The sequence below is a fragment of the Bradyrhizobium tunisiense genome (assembly GCF_042263385.1).
In the GTDB taxonomy this organism is placed as follows: domain Bacteria; phylum Pseudomonadota; class Alphaproteobacteria; order Rhizobiales; family Xanthobacteraceae; genus Bradyrhizobium; species Bradyrhizobium tunisiense.
Genome location: NZ_JBHLEV010000003.1, coordinates 1130023 through 1149130, shown reverse-complemented (window position 1 = coordinate 1149130; position 19108 = coordinate 1130023). Strand labels below are relative to the sequence as shown.

Genomic DNA, 19108 nt, shown 5'->3' with positions numbered 1-19108 from the left:
GACGCTGGGTTGACAGAGGCCGACACAGACAAGGCGCCGTAGCCGCCCCTACCCCGCGCGGCGGGCGCGGGCCCTCGTCTCCCAGCGGTTCAGCATCTGGCCGAGCTCGCCGTTGACCACGGGTACGGCCGTGATGGCGCTCGCGATCTCGTTGGTATTGGCTGGCGCGTTGGCCGGGAGCCAATCCGGCTCGGAATACTCGCGCCAGCGGCGGGCTTCCGCACGTCGTTTGTTGGAGATGAATTCACGCGTGAAATAGCCGGCCGCGAATGCGATCCCCAGCAACACGATCAATACGATGACGCCAGCCACGTTTAACTCCGTTCATCGCCCCCGGACGGTGTCTGCGGGGCAATGCGCGCAAAATCATGGCTTGAACCCGGCCGAATGCGTTGCATGCTGCGCTTTGCCGCAAGCAAATTTTTGCTCAAGCCCGCGGAACATTTTCGAGCCTTGCAAATGTCACAAGGCGGACGCGAAGCGCGTCCCTTTCGAGCGCATTCGAATATGACGGGATTGCGGCCGCTACATCGCGCGAATCCGATTTCCGCCCTCGCAACCGGCGCTGGACCGCATTAACCTCCGGTTGCTCGGCCGGATCAACCGGCCAGCCGAACATCACTGGGAGGACGCGATGACACGCCAAGAACAGCGTGAGCAGGACGCTGCGCTTTCACGACGAACACTTGTCCGGGGCCTTGCGCTTGGCGCCGCGGCCACCGTCGCCGGCCCTGCGCTGGCCCAGACCGGCCCCGCCGCACCGCCGACCACCATCACCACCCCGCCGCGCGATTTCAGCCCGCGTGGCGCGCCGACGACTTATTTCTGGGACCCCGACATCCTCGCGGTCGACCCTTCCTTCAACGATCTCGCGCAGCCCAACACCGCGATCAAGCGTCTGCACACCGGCCTGCTGTGGGCGGAAGGCCCGGCATGGAGCGCGCAGGGACGATATCTGCTGTGGAGCGACATTCCCAACAACCGGCAGATGCGCTGGACCGAGGACGACGGCCGCGTCAGCGTGTTCCGCTCGCCCTCGAACAATTCCAACGGCAACTCCTTCGACTTCCAGGGCCGCCAGCTCTCCTGCGAACATCTCACTCGCCGGGTGACGCGGTACGAGCATGACGGCACCGCTACCGTGCTCGCCGACTCCTATCAGGGCAAGAAGCTGAACTCGCCGAACGACATCGCCGCGCATCCCGACGGCAGCTATTGGTTCACCGATCCGCCTTATGGCGGCCAGCTTTACGAAGGCGAGCCCGATGTCGCGGGCGGCCCGAGCAATCCGGCCGGCAAGCTCAACCCGAGGATCGGCCAGCCGGCCGGCTTCGTGCCGGGCAAGCGCGAGCTGCCGACCAACTGCTATCGCATCGATCCCTCGGGCCGCATCGACCTCGTCGTCACCGAGGACCAGGTGCCGGATCCGAACGGGCTGTGCTTCTCGCCCGACTACAAGAAGCTCTACGTCGCCTCGACCGGCAAGGGACCGGGCGACACCGGCCCCGGCGGCAAGGGCGAGATCTTCGTGTTCGACGTCGGCAGCGACAACAAGCTGTCCAACCACAAGAAGTTCAGCGATTGCGTGGTCGACGGCGTGAAGTGCGGACCGGACGGCCTGCGCTGCGACGTCAACGGCAATCTCTGGGCCTCCAGCAATGCCGGACGCGCCGTCGGCTACAGCGGCGTCACCGTGTGGTCGCCGGAGGGCAAGCTGCTCGGCCGCATCCGCCTGCCGGAGGTGTGCGGCAACGTCTGCTTCGGCGGCCCCAAGCGCAACCGCCTGTTCATGGCCGCGAGCCAGTCGCTCTACGCCGTGTACACGGCGACGCAGGGGGCGGGCCCGGGCTGAGCGGAACCGCGCACGAGCAAGCACGCCGACATGCGCGGCGTGCTTGCATTGGCGCTCTGAAACAGCATGACGACACGCTGATCGCGTTTCTCCTAACCTCGGGCAAATCTCCGCCATGAATGCAACGAAGATAGGTCACGCAGCAGACCGTGGCGTGGCGGGAGAAGCGTGATGCTCTCTCCGAGCGCGCCCGAACATCAAGTGGGAGTTGCGCGATGCGCCGCATGCCAAACGACACGATCATCGTCAGCGTCGGCGACCTGCAAGTTGTGACCGCTTCTGGAGATCTGGGCCTGCCGACCGACGCCCACGGCGGGAACGATGTAATGATCGCCACGGTCCGTGCGGGTCACGGCGTCTTGACCATGCTCGGTGACGACGCAGACCTCCAGGGGCGCTCGCGCGGAGGAAACGACCTCCTCGTCGCGGACGTCGAGGGCGAGGGCACCTATACGTATATCGACGGCGATGCGCAGACGATGTCCGGTCACTCCCGCGGCGGCAACGACACGATCTACGTCGATGCTTCGCACACGAGATATTCGAGCCTCTCTGTACTGGGAGACGCCGGAAACACGATGTCGGGCGATGCAAGGGGAGGCAATGACGATATCATCGCAGTGATGGGGAGCAGAGCGTCTGGCTCCTTCGGCGGCGACACCGGTTACGTCATGAGCGACAATGCCCATGGCGGCAACGATATCCTCAACGTGACCCAGGCCGGCATCTATGGCGGAGCGTCGATGTCGGGGGATGCCCTCTACGCCATGAGCGGCAACACATTTGGCGGCAACGACATCCTCATCTACACCGTCGGCGTCGAAGCCCGTTCGGGAGGAGCCTCCCTCGAGGGGGATACGCATTACATGAGCGACAACGCCCGGGGAGGCGATGACATCCTGATCGCGACCGTCGATGGCAATCCCGACTCGACGTCAATCGCGCTCACCGGAGACGCCTCGAACATGTCGGGCAATACGCATGGCGGAAACGATATCCTTCTCGGCGGCGAGCGCGGCGATTGGCTGTATGGCGATGCACGCATCTATGCCCCAACCGCGCCCGGCTCTATCACGGGCGGCCGCGATCTCCTCGACGGCGGCGGCGGCAACGATCAACTCTGGGGCGGACCGAACAACGATCTTTTCGTATTCGGGACAGGCTCGGGCCAAGATGTGATCAACGATTTCAATCAGGGCAATATGGCCGTCGGCAGTACGGTTCGGGAGCATGATGTGATCGACCTTCACGCTTACGGCTTTGCGGGCTGGACCGATCTGAAGAGCCTGATCAGCGACGACGGCGCTGGCCATGCGGTGATCCAGCTGACGGCCAACGACACGATCACGCTGGAAGGTGTCCGTGCTGCCGATCTCAACGCCAGCGACTTCATCGTCTGAGGCACGGGTCGACGCCGGCCGGCTGCAGCGATCCGGCACTCGCTCCAAGGCCCTTCGCTGCCAGCGCGACGAGCCTCCGCTCCGCGCAGAATGCACCCGTGCCCACTGGCATCCGGGGATCCATGCTGCGATCCTGCCGTTGATCCCCCAGGGGAGCCGGAGGAGGCGAGATGGACGATCGACCAAGACAACCCGATCTGATGCAGGACGACGGCTTCGTCCGGGTACGCGGCGCGCGCGAGCACAACCTCAAGAACATCGACGTGCGCATTCCCCGCAATGCTCTGGTCGTGTTCACGGGCGTGTCGGGCTCGGGGAAATCCTCGCTCGCCTTCGGAACGATCTACGCCGAGGCGCAGCGGCGCTATCTGGAGTCGGTATCGCCCTACGCGCGGCGCCTGTTCCACCAGATGCAAATCCCCGAAGTCGACGACATCGAGGGCCTGCCGCCGGCCGTGGCGCTCCAGCAGCAGCGCGGCGCGCCGACGACGCGGTCCTCGGTCGGCAGCGTCACGACCATTTCGAACCTGCTCAGGATGCTCTATTCCCGCGCCGGCGATTATCCGCGGGGGCAACCGATGCTCTATGCCGAGGCGTTCTCTCCCAATACACCGGAGGGAGCCTGCCCGACCTGTCACGGCATCGGCCGGATGCTCGACGTCACCGAGAAGTCCATGGTGCCCGACGACACCAAGACGATCCGCGAGCGCGCGGTGGCGGCCTGGCCGAGCGCCTGGCAGGGACAGAACCTCCGGGATATCCTGACGACGCTCGGCTACGACGTGGACAAGCCCTGGCGGGAGCTGCCCAAAAAGGATCGCGACTGGATTCTGTTCACCGACGAGCAGCCGACCGTTCCGGTCTATGCCGGTTACGACGCCACCGAGGTCAAGCGCGCCCTGCGCCGCAAGGAGGAGCCGAGCTATCAGGGCACGTTCACCGGCGCCAAGCGCTACGTGATGCAGACCTACGCCAAGTCCGAGAGCGCGATGATGAAGCGCCGCGTCGCGCAATTCATGATCACGCGGGATTGCCCGACTTGCCACGGCACAAGGCTGAAGCCTGAAGCGCTCAAGGTGAAGTTCGCCGGCCTCAACATCGCCGAAATGTCGCATCTGCCGCTCAAGCAATTGCAAGAGCTGGTCAAGCCATTCGCGACCGACTCGACGGGCAGGTCGGAGAAGACCGTTGTTGCCAGGCGCATTTGCGAGGATCTGTCGGCGCGGCTCGCCGTCCTGCTCGACCTTGGCCTGGGCTATCTCGCCTGCGAACGCAGCACGCCGACGCTGTCGCCGGGAGAGCTGCAGCGGCTGCGCCTGGCGACCCAGGTCCGCTCCAACCTGTTCGGCGTCGTCTACGTGCTCGACGAGCCCTCCGCAGGCCTTCATCCCGCCGACACCGAGGCGCTGCTGCGGGCGCTGGATCGGCTGAAGCACGCCGGCAACTCGATCTTCGTGGTGGAGCACGAGATCGAGGTGATCCGGCACGCCGACTGGCTGGTGGACGTCGGGCCCGACGCCGGCGAAGGTGGCGGCCTCGTCCTCTACAGCGGGCCGCCGGCAGGGCTCGGTGAAATCGCGCAATCGCGAACGGCCCATTATCTCTCGCGACCAAGAAAGCCGCTGCCGGCCGTTCGTCGCGAGCCGCAAGGGCATCTGAAGATCAGGGGTGTGGTCCGCAACAATCTCCGCGGCCTCGACATCGACATTCCGCTGGGCGTCATCGCCAGCATCACCGGCGTGTCGGGCTCCGGCAAATCGAGCCTGATCAGCCAATTCCTCGTCGAGACCGTGGCCGCGCATCTCGGCCACACGCTTGCTGCCGATTCCGACGACGATAGCCTGGCCGCGACGGTCGAGACATTGGGCGGCAGGATCGTTGCCGGCCTCGACCAGGTGAACCGTCTCGTCGTGGTCGACCAGAAACCGATCGGCCGCACACCGCGGTCCAACCTTGCGACCTATACCGGCCTGTTCGACCATGTGCGGCGGTTGTTCGCGGCGACGCCGCAGGCAAAATCCCGCCGTTACGATGCCGGACGCTTCTCCTTCAATGTCGCCAAAGGCCGCTGTGCGACCTGCGAGGGTGAGGGCTTCGTCTGCGTCGAGCTCCTGTTCCTGCCCAGCGTCTACGCGCCCTGCCCGACCTGCAAGGGCGCGCGCTACAACGACAAGACGCTCGAGGTGAAGATCCGCGGCAAATCCATCGCGGACGTGCTGGCGATGCGCGTCGACGAGGCCTTCGCATTCTTCGAGGGCGATGCAACGCTGAACCGCTCGCTGTCGGTCGTGCGCGAGGTCGGCCTCGGCTACATCCGCCTCGGCCAGTCAGCCACCGAATTGTCCGGCGGCGAAGCCCAGCGTATCAAGCTCGCGACCGAGCTGATGCGACCGCAGCGCGGGCATACGCTCTATGTCCTGGACGAGCCGACCACCGGCCTTCACCCGCGCGACGTCGAGCGCTTGATCGCGCAGCTCGAGCGGATCGTGAACACCGGCAACAGCGTGATCGTGGTCGAGCACGACATGGACGTCGTGGCCCACAGCGACTGGATCATCGATCTCGGACCCGGCGCCGGCGACGAAGGCGGCCGTGTCGTCGCATCGGGAACGCCGGAACAGGTCGCCAAAGCCGGCGGAAAGACCGCGCGCTATCTGACCCGCCGCTTGAAACTGTGACGGGCGGAATCGCATCGCTGCATTATCGCCGAGCGAGGTCCGTTGGCGCTCATTTCGCACTTGCGTTCTATGCCGCGGACGACCGACCTCGACTTTCGCCATGTTGACTTTCCGCCGGCCCGCTCCCCATACTTCGCGAACAACAACAAGATCAAACGACGGTTTTGAGGGAGGATAGGATGCCGACTTCACGCAGGCAGCTGCTGAAGACCTCGGCGGCTGCCGCCGCCGCACTCAGCCTCGATTGGACACGCGCCCAGGCGCAGGCCGAGAACATACGCATCGGTCTGATCTACGACCTCACCGGCCCCTTCGCCGCCGGCGGCTCGGTCGCCTCTTCGGTCGGGGCGCAGATCGCCATCGATCTCGTCAATGAGAAAGGCGGTGTCGGCGGCAAGTACAAGGTTACTCCGCTCGCCGCGGATTCGCAGAGCAAGCCCGACGTTGCGATCAACGAGGCCGAACGCCTGATCAGCCAGGAGAAGATCGACATCCTCAACGGCGTTTATGCGAGCTCGCACGCCGTGCCGCTCGCCGCCAAGGTCGAGCAGCAGAAGAAGATCCTCTGGATCACGACCGCGGTCTCGACCGCCGTGTTCAAGGACAAGAACTTGCAATACGTCTTCCGCGCGCAGATTCATTCCGACCAGTACGGACAGGCCTTCGCCAGCTTCATCAACGAGCATGCCAAAGCCAAGCTCGGCATGGACCCGAAGGAGGTCAAGGTCGCGTTGATCCACGAGGACGGCCCCTATGGCGTCGGTGTGGCCTCCGCCGACGAGGCCTACGCCAAGGAAGCCGGCATTCAGGTCGTGCTGCGTGAAGGCTATTCGGCATCGGCGCCCGATCTCTCGGTGCTGGTCACGAAGATCAAGCGCGCCAAGGCCGACGTGATCTCGCATGCCGGTTACAACCCCGACATCACCCTGTTCCTGCGTCAGGCGCGCGAGAGCGGATTGCGCTTCAAGATGCTGTTCGGCGCAGGCGCCGGCTACAGCCAGCTCGACAAGCTGCGCGCCACCTTCGGTGCCGACATCGACAATTTCTGCAACATCGACCCGGTGCCGGCGCAGTTGCTCGATCCTTCCAAGCTCGCACCTGGCATGGGCGACCTGATCAATGCGATGGTCACGCGCTACAAGGCCAAGACCGGCGCCACCGACGTGCCGCCGCATTGCTCGATGGGCTTCAACCAGACCTGGATACTGCTGAACAACGTGCTGCCGGTCGCCAAGGAGAAGTACGGCAGCTTCGACCCCGAGGCCATTCGCAAGGCGGCGCTCGACGTCGACATCCCCTCCGGCGGCACCATCCAGGGCTATGGCGTGAGATTCTACCCGCCCGGCACGCCGCTCTCCGGCCAGAACGAGCGCTCGACGCCGGTGGTGATGCAGAACGCCGGCGAGCACATCTCGGTGGTGTGGCCGAGCAACATCCGCACGCGGGACCCGGTGTTTCCGCTTCCGAAGGGCTCGACCTACGGGGCATAGCTCAGCTTTGCTCGCCGCGAAGGCAGTGCACCCTCTCCCCTTGCGGGAGAGGGTGGTTCGGCGCGATAGCGGCGAGACGGGTGAGGGGTCTCCATCCTCACGAGCAGTCTTGCGGGCGGATAGAACCCCTCATCCGGCGCTTCGCGCCACCTTCTTCCACAAGGGGAGAAGGGTTGCAGCGTGCTTGCGGCAGCAGTGTGCCTTACAACACCACTCGTCTCCCCTCCTCCGCGGCCCAATAGCCCGCGTAGTTCACCTTGATCGTCTCGTAGGCCAGCGCGAGGTCCGACAGCGGTTGCCGGCCGGTGGCCGCGCATTCCATGAAATCCTGGATCTCCTGCAAATAGCCGCGCGTCCATTCCTCCTCGAGGCAGACATATTGCCAGCCGGTTTTTCGATCGACCTTCTCGGTGATGTAGACCGAGGCGAGCTTCTCCTCGCTGGTCTGGTAGCTCATCAGATGATTGTTGGGGGTGATGTTTGCGAACAGCGAGCCGCCGCTGGTGTAGGTCTCGATCAGATTGCGCACGCCGCCCATGATCATGTCGCCGGAGAACACGGTCGCCTTGGTGCCGTCCGAGAACGTGGCGGTGAGCGTGCCCCAGTCCTCGACGTCGACCGGATTGGCCTTGATGTAGGTGCGCTCCTCCGGCTTCAGCCCGGCAGTGACGTTGCCGACATCGCAGGTGACGCTGGCGACGCGGATGGTCTCGCCGCGCGCCTTGGCCTCGACCTGCTTCAGATACAGCACGGCCGAGAGCGGGTGACAGCCCATGCGGATCAGCGAGCCGCCGCCGGTCATCGCCCATTGCGCGGCGTGGGCGGCATGCGAGCCGGAATGGCTCTCCTCACCCTTCATGAACAGGACCTTGTCCCTGGTCGCTTTGAGGATCTCCGCGGTCTTGGTCACCGCGGGCGCGTAGATCCAGTCCTCGGCATACATGAAGAGCTTTCCGGTCCGCTCGATCGCGGCTCGGGTCGCGTCCATCTCCTCGAGCACGCGCTCATACATCAGCGCCTTCGGCACGTGCTTGCCGATCGGCTGCGCATCGCCCTCGCGGCCGAAATAACCTGCAAAGGGCTTTTCGCAGATGACGTGCTTGCCGGCCTGCATGGCGCCAACGATCATCCCGGCATGGAGGTTGGGCGGGGTGCAGATGTCGACGACGTCGATATCCGCGTCCGCGATCAGTCCGGTGAAGCTGCGATAGACGCGCGGGATGCCATGGCGTGCGGCGAAGTCGACGACGTGATCGCCGCGCGCGGCCACCGCCGCGACCTCGACGTCCACGCCATAGACGCGCCGGAACGCATACATGTGCAGCTCCGACACGAAACCGCAGCCGACGAGTCCCACCCTGATCCTGGCCATAGCGCCCCCTGCTTTCAGCGGCACTATAGCGCGCGGGCTGGCCTATTCCACGGAGACTCGCACGACGCCGGCGCTCATCATGCCGAGTGCGCGGGCGGCCGGCACCGAGAGATCGACGATGCGGCCGCGAATGAAGGGGCCGCGATCGTTGACGCGGCACTGGATCGAACGGCTGCCATAGGACACTCTGAGCACGCTGCCGAACGGGCGCGTCCGGTGCGCGCAGGTCAGCTCACCGCCCTTGCCGGCTTTCGCGTAGCCGTAATAGGAGGCGAGCCCGCTTTCAGCATGGGCAACTGAAAAAGTGGAAAGAGAAAAACTGGCAAGAGAGAAGAATAGCGTGGTCTGCGCGCGCACGGCAACGCTCCCGGTTGCCTGCCCGGCGTGCAAACGTGGATTTGTTCCCTAAGGTTCCAAACGCCGCCGGGCGGCACCCGGCAGCGCCATCACACATTGTTACCGTTTGTGAAAGACCAGCGTGCGCACCTCGATGCTTTCGCGCGGCGCAGCATCTTGCGGCGTGGTCGGATCGACGAAGGCGGTATGCGGCCCGAAGCGGGTGCGGCCGTCGGTCGCGGAATCATAGCATTTGAGCAGCAGGGCCTCGTCCGGCGTCATTTCAGGAAAATAGAACCAGCGATGGTTCGGATTGTATTTCACCGAATAGGTCTCGCCGCTTCGGTTGGGATAGATCAGATCGGAGGCAACGAGATCATCCGGCGCGACCGTGGTGCCGTCGGCCATCGCCAGCGGTGAATCGCGCAAGGGGCCGCGGATCGGCCGCCACAGATTGATCACCTGCACGCGGCCCTTCAGCAGCTCCTCGGCCTCGTCAGGCAGATGCTCGCGCACGCGGTTGGCGCCGGAGACGTCGGTCTGGTCCACATGCACGCGCGTCGCCGGCTGTCGCGGCCCGCCGTCGCGGATGTCAGGCGCGCCTTCGACACGCTTGCGCACGGTGTGATCGAAGATGACGACGCGGTCGGCCCGCAGCGTCGCCCGCAGGAACGCCTCAACGGCGGGATAGTAGACCGCCCTCACCTCATCGTCGTCATAGAAATCCTTCACCCGGGTCGGATGGCGCACCAGCGCAAAGCCTTCGCGGTCGAGCGAGAAATTCTGGGCGATCAGCCGCGCATCGAAGATCGGCACCTGATGCGGCTCGGCCAGCGCTGTGCTCTTCGGCTCGCCCGGCGGCGGATCGAAGGCATAGGTGCGCGGCTTGGTCGTAACAGGTACGAGATAGTTGAGCTCGGCAGTGACGAAGGGAAGCGATTCGATTTTTGTTTCTTGCAGGCCCATGGCCGGTCTCCCGATGTGGTCGTCGGATTGATTTTTGAAGGGATGAGGCGGGCTGCAAGGGAGGCGGAGCAAATAGCAATGGAGGTGTCGTCGAGCGTGAGGAACGAAGAAAGAAAGCGTCGAGGAGTGCGAGCGTCATGGAAATACCGTCCTCATCTCACGAACGCTTGAATAGCCTTGTGAGCTCTGATGTCTCTCCGTCGTCATCCGGGGCGCCCGGAGGGCGAACCCGGAATCCATCGGGCCGCAAAGTTTGTGGTTGAATGGATTCCGGGCTCGCGACTTCGTCGCGCCCCGGAATGACGGCGGTGAGCGCTACAACCCCGCTTTCGCAATCGCATCCGTGAATGAGCGATCCACGATGTCGCGCGCATCGAGCTTCTGCTTGATCAGGCCCCAGCGGAAATAGAGATCGATCGTGCTCTGCTCGTCGGCGACCACGCCGTCGTCGATCGGCGCGATGCGGATCTTTGCGCGCGATAGCCAATTCTGCGGCACTGATGTCGGGATGTTCATCAGCCTGCCCCAAGTCGCGGCATAGCTGTCGATGTTATTCAGCGACCACGCCCGCGCGGCGGTGAGGCGGCGGATGAAATCCGTCAGCTCCGCGCGCTTGTCCCGGATCGCATCGGGCCGCGCCACCTGGAAGCTCAGCCCCGGCGTCAGCCCTTCCGAGGTGATGATGCGGCGCGATTTGAACAGCACCTCTTCCTGGCTGACATAGGGCTCCCAGGTCGACCACGCATCGACCGAGCCTTGCGTGTAGGCGATCTTGGCATCCGAGGGCGCGAGGAACGCGATCTGCACATCGCTCGTGCTCCAGCCGTTCTTCTCGAGCGCGGCAAGGATCAACTGATGTCCGATCGAGCCGCGACCGGTTGCGATCTTTTTGCCGCGCAGATCGGCAAAGCTCTTGATCGGCGAATTCTCCGGCACGAGGATCGCGAGCCCCTCGCGGGTCTGCCGGATCGCCGCGATGGCCTTGACCGGCGCGCCGGAGGCCGCGGCGAAGGTGAAGGGCGCGTCTCCAACGAGCCCGGTCTCGATCGCGCCGGCGCTGAGCGCCTCCAGCAAGGGAGCTGCCGCCGGAAACTCCTTCCACTCGATCCTGTAGGGAACGTCCTTGAGCACGCCTGCCGCTTCCATCACGGCCTGCGCATTGCCCTTCTGGTCGCCCACGCGCAAGGTGGTTTGCGCCGCCGCGAGCTCGAACGAGGCGAAAAGCAGCGCGCCGGCCAGCATCAGGCGGATCATTCCGCGGCCTCCCCGCGAACGGCCTGCCGCTTGGCGACAAGCTCCCGGGTCCGCGGGATCAGCTCGCGGCCATATTCGATCGCATCGATCAGCGGATCGAAGCCGCGGATCAGAAAATGGCTGATGCCGAGGTCGTAATAGTCGCCGAAGACTTCGGCGACCTGTTCGGGCGTGCCGACCAGCGCGGTGGTGTTGCTGTTGGCGCCGGTGAGCTTTGCGATCTCGGTCCAGAGCCGCTTGTCGATGCGGCTGCCCTGGTCGGCAAGCGCGAGCAGGCGCCGCGCACCGGCCGTGGCGTGGCCGTCGGCGGGCTTGCGATAGCCGGTCTTGTCCTGCAGCGCGGTGGCACGCGCCAAGATCTCTTCCGCCTTCTCCCAAGCCTGCTTCTCGGTGGGCGCAATGATCGGCCGGACCGACAGGCTGAAGCGCGGCGTCGGCCGCCCCTGGCGAACCGCTGCGTTATGCACGCGCGAGGTGACATCGCGTACCTGCGCGTAGGATTCTCCCCACAGCGCAAAGGTGTCGGCATGCTTGCCGGCGACCTCGATCGCCGCATCCGAGGCGCCGCCGAAATAGATGCGGATGCCGTCGGGGCGATACGGCTTCACCTGCGAGAACGCATTCTCGACCTGGTAGTACCTGCCTTTGTAGGTGAACGGCTTGTCGCTGGTCCATTCCAGCTTGAGCACATCGAGGAATTCGGAGGTGCGGGCGTAGCGCTCGTCCTTGTCGTCGAGCGTGTTGCCGTCCTGCCTGAGCTCGGTGGCATTGCCGCCGGTGATGACGTGGAGCGCGACCCTGCCGCGCGAAAACTGGTCGAGCACGGCGAACTGCCGCGCCAGCAGCGTCGGGGCGGTAAAGCCCGGCCGCTGCGCGATCAGCACGTTGAGGCGGGAGGTCGTGTTGAGGACGTGCTGGGCCACTTGAAGCGCGTCGGGCGAGGTCGAATGAAACGCCAGCAGGGCGCGATCGAAGCCGGCGTTCTCATGCGCCTTCGCCACCGTCTCGATGTGGGTGGGGTCGAGCACCGGTCCTTCGCGGACGACGGTCTCGGATGAATTGTTGTTGCTGATGAAGCCGATGAACTCGATCGACATGATGGTCTCCCTGATTGTTTTCCGGAAAGGCTAGAGGCCCAATGCGGAGCGGCCGAGGCCGATGCGCGTGGAATCGTCCTGCGGCGTGTGCACGCGGCCGCACAGCACGTCGCGATAGTGCCGCTCCAGCGGATTGGCGCGGGACAGGCCGTGATTGCCGGTGAGCGACAGCGCGTCCTCGACAGCGGCGACCGCGTTGTTGGTCACGGTCAGCTTGACGACGTTGGATTCGCCCGCTGAGAGCTGGACACCGTCATCGAAATCGCGCGCAAAGGACTCGATCAGCCGCGCATTGACCGCGAGCCGCGCCTCGATGGCGCCGAGGATCTCCTGTGCACGCGGCAAGGTCGCGAGCGGCGCGCCGAGGCTGGCCGGAACCCGCTGCTTCAGGAACGAGATCAGCCAATCGCGCGCGGCACGAGCGATGCCATCGTAGATCGCAGCGACGAAGATGGTATGGACTGTCGCCTGCGTCACGTCAGGGCCGCGCCAATCGGCGGGCTTGCGGACATCGATCTCGGCGTCGAGCGGGATGACGACGTCGTCGAAGACGACATCATGGCTGCCGCTGGCGCGCAGGCCGTGATGGTCCCAGGTCTCGACGATGCGAGTGCCCGGCAGGCCCGCCGGCACCAGGAACTGTCCGACGCGCGGCTCGGCCTCGTCGGTCCGCGCCCAGACCAGATACCATTTCAGGATCGGTGATCCCGTCGAATAGATCTTGTGACCGGAGAGGCGCCATCCGGTCTCGGTGCGCCGCGCGATGGTCGCGGGCAGGCCGCCACGGGCGGGTGAGCCGAGCTCCGGCTCGACGCGCAGCGCGTTGACGAGGGCAAGGCCCTCGACGCTCTCGCGCGCGAGCTTGCGCGACAGCCGTGCCGGCCAGGTCGGGCTGCGCGCCATCACCAGATGATTGATGATGTGCATCGACAGCACCAGCGCGGTCGAGGGATCGGCCTTGCCGATGATGCCGATCACGCGCGCGGCGTACCTTGCGCCCGCTCCGGCACCGCCATGGACGGCCGGCACCGTCAACGACAACAGGCCGGCTTCCGATAGCTCGCGAAAGTTCTCGAACGGGAAGCTGCCGGTGCGGTCGTGCTCGGCCGCGCGCGCGGCAAAGCCCGTCGCGAGCGCCTCGGCGCGCGCGACGTAATCGGGTTCGCTATGCGGCGTCCGCCCTTTGGCTGCGGAGATCACCATGTCGCATCCAGTCCCAGAAGGCCGAGAATCTGCCGGCGCAGATCCGCCAGATACGGATCGCCGCGATGCCTTGGATAGGGCCGGTCGACGCGGATGTCGGCCTTCACCCGGGCCGGGCGATCGCTGAAGACGACGACGCGGTTGGCGAGCACCAGCGCCTCCTCGGCGTCATGCGTCACCAGCAGCGTGGTGAAGCCCTTGCGTTGCCAGAGCGCGACGAGCTCGGCCTGCATGGTGATGCGGGTCAGCGAGTCCAGCTTTCCCAGCGGCTCGTCGAGGATCAGGATTTTTGGATCGTTGACCAGAGCACGCGCCAGCGCGACGCGCTGCGCCATGCCGCCGGAGAGCTGGTGCGGATAGGCGTTGCGGAACGATGCCAGCCCGACCAGATCGAGCGCGGCGTCGACGCGATGACGCTGGCTCTTCAAGATGCCCTGGGCCTCGAGACCGAGAGCAACGTTGTCCCAGACCGACCGCCAGGGAAACAGGGTCGGATCCTGGAACACGACCACGCGCGAGGGATGCGGGCTTCTGATGCGCGTCTCGTCCTCCCTCAGCCTTCCGGCCTTGGGCTTGTCGAGGCCGGCGACCAGCCGCAACAGGGTCGACTTGCCGCAGCCGGAAGGACCGAGCAGTGCGACGAACTCGCCCGGCTCCACGGAGATGCTGACGTCGCTGAGCACCGGCAATTCGGCGCCGTCGATGTCGAAGGCGTGGCTGACCTGCTCGATGTCGAGCGCGGCGCCGGCGGCAGAATGCGTGACCGCTTCAGCCAGAACTACCATTTCACGGTCCCCTTCTGCCAGACCAGGAGACGATCGCGGATCGCAAACAGCAGCGTAATCGCGCCGGAGCAGAGCAGCGACATCACGATCAGCGCCGCATACATGTTGGCGTAGGCGGCCCAACCCTGCGCCCACTGCAAATACCAGCCGAGCCCGGCCTTGACGCCGATCATCTCGGCGACGACGAGCACGGCGAAGGACGAACCCAGCCCCATGAACAGGCCGACGAAGACGTGCGGCAATGCTGCGGGAATCGCGACTTTCAACACCAGGAAGGATGGCTTTGCCCCCAGCGTGCGCGCAACGTCGTAATAGGCGTTGCTCACGCTCGCGACGCCGGACCAGGTCAACACGGTGACGGGAAAGCCCGTCGCCAGCGCAATCAGGAAGGTCGAGGCGCTCCAGCTCGACGGGAACGTGAAGAACGCGATCGGCAGCCAGGCGGTCGCCGGCAGCGGGCCGATGAAGCGCAGCACCGGATGCACCCAATAGCCGACGGCGCGCGACCAGCCGATCGAGACGCCGGTCAGGAAGCCAACCGTCGCGCCGATCAAATAGCCGCCGAGCTGGAGCTTGACCGAGGCGAACACGCTGTCGAGCAGCTTTGGCAGGTCATCGGTATAGACCTCGATGATCGCCTGCGGCGGCGGAAAGAACGGCAGCGGCAGCCAGGCGAATTTCGCGGTCGCGACCTCCCACAAGGTCAGGAACGCACCGAGCGCAAGAAGCCAGGGCGCCCGCGCCTGCAATGCCCGTTTTGCCGACCCCAGATAGTCGGCGCCGACGGTTCCGAACAGCGCGATCGCCGCGATGACGAAGGCGGCAATGCCCAGGGAATGCGTGCGCGTCCAGTCGCCGACATCCTGCCACCACAGGCAGGACAGACCGAGCGCGATCCAGGCGATGCTGGCGAGAACTCCGGCGCCGGACTCCCGTAACCAGGCCGCAAGCAGCGGCGCGCGGGAGAGACGCGGCGCGCCGGAGGCGAGGCCGTCAGACAGCGAATACGTCGACATAGATGCGCTCCACGAATTTGGCCGTATCGGTGCTCGCCTTGAAGACCTGCACGCTCTTGAGGTCGTCGGCATAGGCCTTGAGCTCGCGCTTGAGCACGTCGCCGACGGGATGATGGTGATGGGTGTGGTAACGCACCATGCCTTCGATATCGGCAAGCGAGGCTGTCTTCGGCGCGTATGGCAGGAACGACTTTGCCGTCACGACCGGGTTCTGTGCGGTGAACATGGCGGCATCGAGCAGCGCCTGCGTCAGCGCACGCGCGACCTGCGGCTCCTCGCGCACCAAGCTGCCGCGCAGGCCGAGAATGCAGCAGCTCTTGTCGCGATATTCGCCGTCGAGATTGGAGGCGACCTCCTTGTACTGGCTGTCCTTGAGCCAGAGATAGCCGAGCGGATCGGACGACAGGAAGGCTTGCACCTCGCCCTTCTCGACGGCGACATTGAGGAGGTTGCCGGGATAGGCGCGCCAGTCGACGTCCTTGTTGGGATCGATGCCGAGCTTGGCGAGCTGAACGGAGAAGAAATTCTTGTCGGGGCCGCCGAGATCGCCGACCGCAACGATCTTGCCTTTGAGATCGGCCAGCTTGCTCACATTAGAATCGGCACGGGTCAGAACGCGCATGCAGCCGCCATGGGTGCCGGCCGCGATCTTGACGTCAAAACCCTGCTCCAGCGGCTTCAGCCAGCGCAGCGCCATGCCGAGGCCCGCATCGCTCTTTCCGGTCGCGATTGCCTCCAGCAGCTGATCGGTCGAGCCGGAGTAGTTGATGAGCTCGATGTCGAGATTGTGTTTCTGGAAGAAGCCGTGCTCGATGGCGACCGGCACGGGAGCGAGACAGACAGCGCCGGCATTCCACGACAGTTTCAGCTTGCGCGGCGCGCCGGTGAGCGCGGGCGCATCCGATGCCGTCCGGCACAGCGGAAACTCCGAGAAGTCGACGCCGGTCGCAATCCCGCCTGGCGCGAAGGCCTGCGCCGCGCCAAGGGCGCCGAGCGGTGCGGCGAAGGCAGCAGCCAGTCCTGCCTGAAGCAGATGGCGCCGGTCGAGCTTCGATCCGCCGCGCTTGTTGTCGTCGTCCATCGGTCTCCGCTCCTGCGCTGGCACGGCTCCGCCGCTTGCGCAACGTATCGCGTTGCGCATGTTCCGTACGGAGCTGCGTTGAGAGAATGTCGTTCTGCGGCGACCATGCGCCGCGTGATGCGATGCGTAAATCATGCGGCGCATGCGACGTATCGTCAATGAAATGGAATTTCGAATGTTGCGCGAGGCGAAGTCATTCTCTCCATCACCGCAGGCGGCAACGATGAAAGGATTTTCGAGAATGCGGCAGGCGACTCCGCGCGCGGCGACCGCACGTGTGCATCATTCCTGTGCACCTGTCCCTCGCAAGCATGCCGTCTTCTCGCGCGCGGCCATTCGATGAAACGTCCTTGCCTGACGCACGCGCAATACGGACGGCCATTTCATTGACTGCGCATCGCGCGATCATAGACTTGATCGTCTCGCTGCATCGTTCGCTCACGCGTCGTGAGCAAAGCAACAAGACAGGCCACATGCGCATCAACTCCCGTCATCATGCCCTCACCCGCCGTCTCGCGGCATCGCTGCTTGCCGCCGCCGTCACCTTGTCGTCGGCTGCTGCATCGTTCGCCGCCGACACCGTCTTGCTGCGCGTCGGCGACCAGAAGGGCGGCAACCGCTCGCTGCTCGAGATCTCCGGCTATGCGAAAGACCTGCCCTACAAGATCGAATGGTCGGAATTTCCCGCGGCCGCGCCGATCCTCGAGGCGCTCAACGCCGGTGCGCTCGACGTCGGCTATACCGGCGATCTCTCGTTCCTGTCGGTCTATGCGGCCGGCGCGCCGATCAAGGCGATCGGCGGCACCAGATCGGACGCGAAGACGCAGGCCATCCTGGTGCGCCAGGATTCGCCGATCAAATCGGCTGCCGACCTCAAGGGAAAACGGCTCGCCGGCACACGTGGCGGCTGGGGCCAGTTCCTGATCGACGCCACGCTGGAGAAGGCAGAGATCAAGCTGGAGGATGCGACCTTCGCGCCGCTCGGGCCGGTCGACGCCAAGATCGCGCTGCTCGCCGGCTCGATCGATGCCTGGGCGGTGTGGGAGCCCTACGTGTCGTTCGCGACACTGAAGGACAAGGCTCGCGTGATCGCCGACGGCGAAGGACTGACGCCGACCATCACCTTCATCGTCGCGTCCGACAACGCCATCGCCACCAAACGTGCAGCGGTGCGGGACCTGGTGCAACGGCTCAACAAAGCGCGGCTATGGTCGCTGGATCACCTGCCCGAATACGCCAGGAACACGGCCGAACTGACCAAGCTGCCGGAAGACGTGCTGCTCTCGGCCTACACCGCACAGCGCACTAGCCCGATCGTGCTCGACGAGAACGTGGTGAAGGAGGTGCAGGCAGCCTCCGACCGCTCGACGCGCTATGGTATCCTGCCGAAGAAGCTCGACGTGAATAAAGCCGTCGACCGCAGCTTCACCGCCGCGGCGGCGGGGTCGAACTAGACGTGATGATCTTCCGGTGGGCGGCAGGCTCGCTCCACCTCTCCCGCTTGCGGGAGAGGTCGGCGCGTACCGGCGATGCGAAGCATCGTCCCGCGCGCCGGGTGAGGGCTTTCTCCTCCAGGGGATTGTCCCTTTGCAGAGCCCCCCTATCCCCGACCCTCCCCCGCATGCGGGGGAAGGAGCGCACCGTGTTCACGACATGAGCAAGTCCAACAATGCAAAGAGCGGCGGAATGCGCTGGCCTAGTCTCAGGGCCGGCCCGCTGCATCTCGCCGCGATCGCGCTCATGCATTTCGCATGCATGAGCCTGCTCGTCTGGCTCTCGCTCTAAAGCGCGATGAGATCTCGAATCCTCATCGCGCTTCAGCTCATTGTTTGAGCATGATCGTTCCGGAAAACCGCTTCAGACGTTTCCGGATCATGCTCGAGCCACGCAACCTCACCAATAGGCGCGGTAGTAGTGACGCGGATACGGCCGGTAGTAGCCGCCGTAATAGGGGCGGTAGGGCCGATAGTAGCTGCGATAGCCATAATAGCGTGGATAGGAATAAACCGGCGCGTAGCCGTAATAGGCGGGCGCGTAACCATAGCCGTAGCCGGGATATCCATAGCCGCCGTAATACGGGCGGCCATAATAGCCATAGCCGTACGGCGCACCGGCTGCGATGGCGCCGCCGATGATCGCACCGGCGGCGAGACCGCCAATGCCTATTCCCCAGCCGCCGCCGCGCCAATGCACCGGCGTAACATCGTTGCTGGCCGCGGCCTTCATGCTCGCGACGTTGGTCGGCAGCGGGGCTGCCGCCGCCTGCTGGATTTCGCCGGCGACGACCGCGCCGGCCAAGCCACAGGCAATTGCCGTTCTCCAAATCCTCATCGTCTTACTCCCTGTGTGACGTTCCGCTTGGAAAAGGATCGCACCACCATGATCGGGTATCCCGGCGCCGAATCAAAGCCGGATTTTGCGTGCGGCGCACAAGTCCCGCCCACCGGCGTGCTGCTGGATCGCCAAGACGAAAGCATTAAGCTTCCCATCTTCGCAACCAACAACCTACTTCACGATTTACTATGCGTACCATTACTATCGGTTCCAGTGGGCGCGGGACCGCGGGGCCTTGTCGCGA

The 19108-nt window shown here is 64.9% G+C and carries 16 protein-coding genes; 5 read left to right on the top strand and 11 right to left on the bottom strand.

Annotated features, from left to right (window positions below):
- Positions 1–48: 48 nt before the first annotated feature.
- Positions 49–312, bottom strand: a complete 264-nt coding sequence (locus ACFDR6_RS18775; RefSeq protein ID WP_212080747.1) for a hypothetical protein — start codon at positions 310–312, stop codon at positions 49–51.
- A 322-nt stretch (positions 313–634) separates the two neighbouring features.
- Between ACFDR6_RS18775 and ACFDR6_RS18770 the strand changes: the two genes are divergently transcribed.
- The 4 genes from ACFDR6_RS18770 (at position 635) to ACFDR6_RS18755 (ending at position 7420) form a co-directional block, all read left to right on the top strand.
- Positions 635–1852, top strand: a complete 1218-nt coding sequence (locus ACFDR6_RS18770) for an SMP-30/gluconolactonase/LRE family protein (RefSeq protein ID WP_375859112.1) — start codon at positions 635–637, stop codon at positions 1850–1852.
- Positions 1853–2067: 215 nt separating this feature from the next.
- Positions 2068–3252, top strand: a complete 1185-nt coding sequence (locus tag ACFDR6_RS18765) for a hypothetical protein (protein WP_375859111.1) — start codon at positions 2068–2070, stop codon at positions 3250–3252.
- Between the two features lie 170 nt (positions 3253–3422).
- Positions 3423–5930, top strand: a complete 2508-nt coding sequence (uvrA, locus tag ACFDR6_RS18760) for an excinuclease ABC subunit UvrA (protein ID WP_375859110.1) — start codon at positions 3423–3425, stop codon at positions 5928–5930.
- 179 nt (positions 5931–6109) lie between these two features.
- Positions 6110–7420, top strand: a complete 1311-nt coding sequence (locus ACFDR6_RS18755; protein ID WP_212080743.1) for an ABC transporter substrate-binding protein — start codon at positions 6110–6112, stop codon at positions 7418–7420.
- Between the two features lie 202 nt (positions 7421–7622).
- Here the strand turns inward: ACFDR6_RS18755 and ACFDR6_RS18750 are convergent, their stop codons facing one another.
- From ACFDR6_RS18750 to ACFDR6_RS18710, 9 genes are all read right to left on the bottom strand, one after another.
- Positions 7623–8792 (bottom strand): Gfo/Idh/MocA family protein, encoded by a 1170-nt coding sequence (locus tag ACFDR6_RS18750; RefSeq protein ID WP_375859109.1) that lies wholly within the window; start codon positions 8790–8792, stop codon positions 7623–7625.
- A gap of 42 nt (positions 8793–8834) precedes the next feature.
- Positions 8835–9149 (bottom strand): septal ring lytic transglycosylase RlpA family protein, encoded by a 315-nt coding sequence (locus ACFDR6_RS18745; RefSeq protein ID WP_212080741.1) that lies wholly within the window; start codon positions 9147–9149, stop codon positions 8835–8837.
- A 99-nt stretch (positions 9150–9248) separates the two neighbouring features.
- The gene (locus ACFDR6_RS18740) at positions 9249–10094 is read right to left on the bottom strand and encodes a CmcJ/NvfI family oxidoreductase (RefSeq protein WP_375859108.1); all 846 of its coding nucleotides are present in this window, start codon (positions 10092–10094) and stop codon (positions 9249–9251) included.
- A 315-nt stretch (positions 10095–10409) separates the two neighbouring features.
- Positions 10410–11348 carry an ABC transporter substrate-binding protein gene (locus ACFDR6_RS18735; protein ID WP_375859107.1) on the bottom strand — a complete coding sequence of 313 codons (939 nt, stop codon included), beginning with the start codon at positions 11346–11348 and terminating at the stop codon, positions 10410–10412.
- Positions 11345–12445 (bottom strand): LLM class flavin-dependent oxidoreductase, encoded by a 1101-nt coding sequence (locus ACFDR6_RS18730; RefSeq protein ID WP_375859106.1) that lies wholly within the window; start codon positions 12443–12445, stop codon positions 11345–11347. The genes ACFDR6_RS18735 and ACFDR6_RS18730 overlap by 4 nt, the downstream gene beginning before the upstream one ends.
- A 30-nt stretch (positions 12446–12475) precedes the next feature.
- Positions 12476–13648, bottom strand: coding sequence for an acyl-CoA dehydrogenase family protein (locus ACFDR6_RS18725; protein WP_212080737.1), 1173 nt, complete (start codon positions 13646–13648; stop codon positions 12476–12478).
- Positions 13642–14433 (bottom strand): ABC transporter ATP-binding protein, encoded by a 792-nt coding sequence (locus ACFDR6_RS18720; protein WP_375859105.1) that lies wholly within the window; start codon positions 14431–14433, stop codon positions 13642–13644. The genes ACFDR6_RS18725 and ACFDR6_RS18720 overlap by 7 nt, the downstream gene beginning before the upstream one ends.
- A complete protein-coding gene (locus ACFDR6_RS18715; RefSeq protein WP_375859104.1) occupies positions 14427–15449 on the bottom strand; it encodes an ABC transporter permease in 1023 nt (340 codons plus the stop codon). The genes ACFDR6_RS18720 and ACFDR6_RS18715 overlap by 7 nt, the downstream gene beginning before the upstream one ends.
- On the bottom strand, positions 15427–16530 hold the full coding sequence (locus tag ACFDR6_RS18710; protein WP_375859103.1) for an ABC transporter substrate-binding protein: 1104 nt from the start codon (positions 16528–16530) through the stop codon (positions 15427–15429). Before ACFDR6_RS18710 ends, ACFDR6_RS18715 begins: the two co-directional genes overlap by 23 nt.
- A 473-nt stretch (positions 16531–17003) precedes the next feature.
- Between ACFDR6_RS18710 and ACFDR6_RS18705 the strand changes: the two genes are divergently transcribed.
- Positions 17004–17984, top strand: a complete 981-nt coding sequence (locus ACFDR6_RS18705; protein WP_375859102.1) for an ABC transporter substrate-binding protein — start codon at positions 17004–17006, stop codon at positions 17982–17984.
- A 439-nt stretch (positions 17985–18423) separates the two neighbouring features.
- Here ACFDR6_RS18705 and ACFDR6_RS18700 read toward each other — a convergent pair whose 3' ends face one another.
- Complete coding sequence (locus ACFDR6_RS18700) at positions 18424–18861, bottom strand: hypothetical protein (protein ID WP_212080732.1); 438 nt, start codon at positions 18859–18861, stop codon at positions 18424–18426.
- Positions 18862–19108 lie beyond the last annotated feature (247 nt).

Bases quoted from the DNA above. Each gene is read 5' to 3' on its own strand.
- ACFDR6_RS18705 (WP_375859102.1), top strand. From the start codon at position 17,004: ATGCGCATCAACTCCCGTCATCATGCCCTCACCCGCCGTCTCGCGGCA.
- ACFDR6_RS18735 (WP_375859107.1), bottom strand. From the start codon at position 11,348: ATGATCCGCCTGATGCTGGCCGGCGCGCTGCTTTTCGCCTCGTTCGAG.
- ACFDR6_RS18725 (WP_212080737.1), bottom strand. From the start codon at position 13,648: ATGGTGATCTCCGCAGCCAAAGGGCGGACGCCGCATAGCGAACCCGAT.
- ACFDR6_RS18715 (WP_375859104.1), bottom strand. From the start codon at position 15,449: ATGTCGACGTATTCGCTGTCTGACGGCCTCGCCTCCGGCGCGCCGCGT.
- ACFDR6_RS18730 (WP_375859106.1), bottom strand. From the start codon at position 12,445: ATGTCGATCGAGTTCATCGGCTTCATCAGCAACAACAATTCATCCGAG.
- ACFDR6_RS18765 (WP_375859111.1), top strand. From the start codon at position 2,068: ATGCGCCGCATGCCAAACGACACGATCATCGTCAGCGTCGGCGACCTG.
- ACFDR6_RS18740 (WP_375859108.1), bottom strand. From the start codon at position 10,094: ATGGGCCTGCAAGAAACAAAAATCGAATCGCTTCCCTTCGTCACTGCC.
- ACFDR6_RS18720 (WP_375859105.1), bottom strand. From the start codon at position 14,433: ATGGTAGTTCTGGCTGAAGCGGTCACGCATTCTGCCGCCGGCGCCGCG.
- ACFDR6_RS18755 (WP_212080743.1), top strand. From the start codon at position 6,110: ATGCCGACTTCACGCAGGCAGCTGCTGAAGACCTCGGCGGCTGCCGCC.
- ACFDR6_RS18770 (WP_375859112.1), top strand. From the start codon at position 635: ATGACACGCCAAGAACAGCGTGAGCAGGACGCTGCGCTTTCACGACGA.
- uvrA (WP_375859110.1), top strand. From the start codon at position 3,423: ATGGACGATCGACCAAGACAACCCGATCTGATGCAGGACGACGGCTTC.
- ACFDR6_RS18700 (WP_212080732.1), bottom strand. From the start codon at position 18,861: ATGAGGATTTGGAGAACGGCAATTGCCTGTGGCTTGGCCGGCGCGGTC.
- ACFDR6_RS18750 (WP_375859109.1), bottom strand. From the start codon at position 8,792: ATGGCCAGGATCAGGGTGGGACTCGTCGGCTGCGGTTTCGTGTCGGAG.
- ACFDR6_RS18710 (WP_375859103.1), bottom strand. From the start codon at position 16,530: ATGGACGACGACAACAAGCGCGGCGGATCGAAGCTCGACCGGCGCCAT.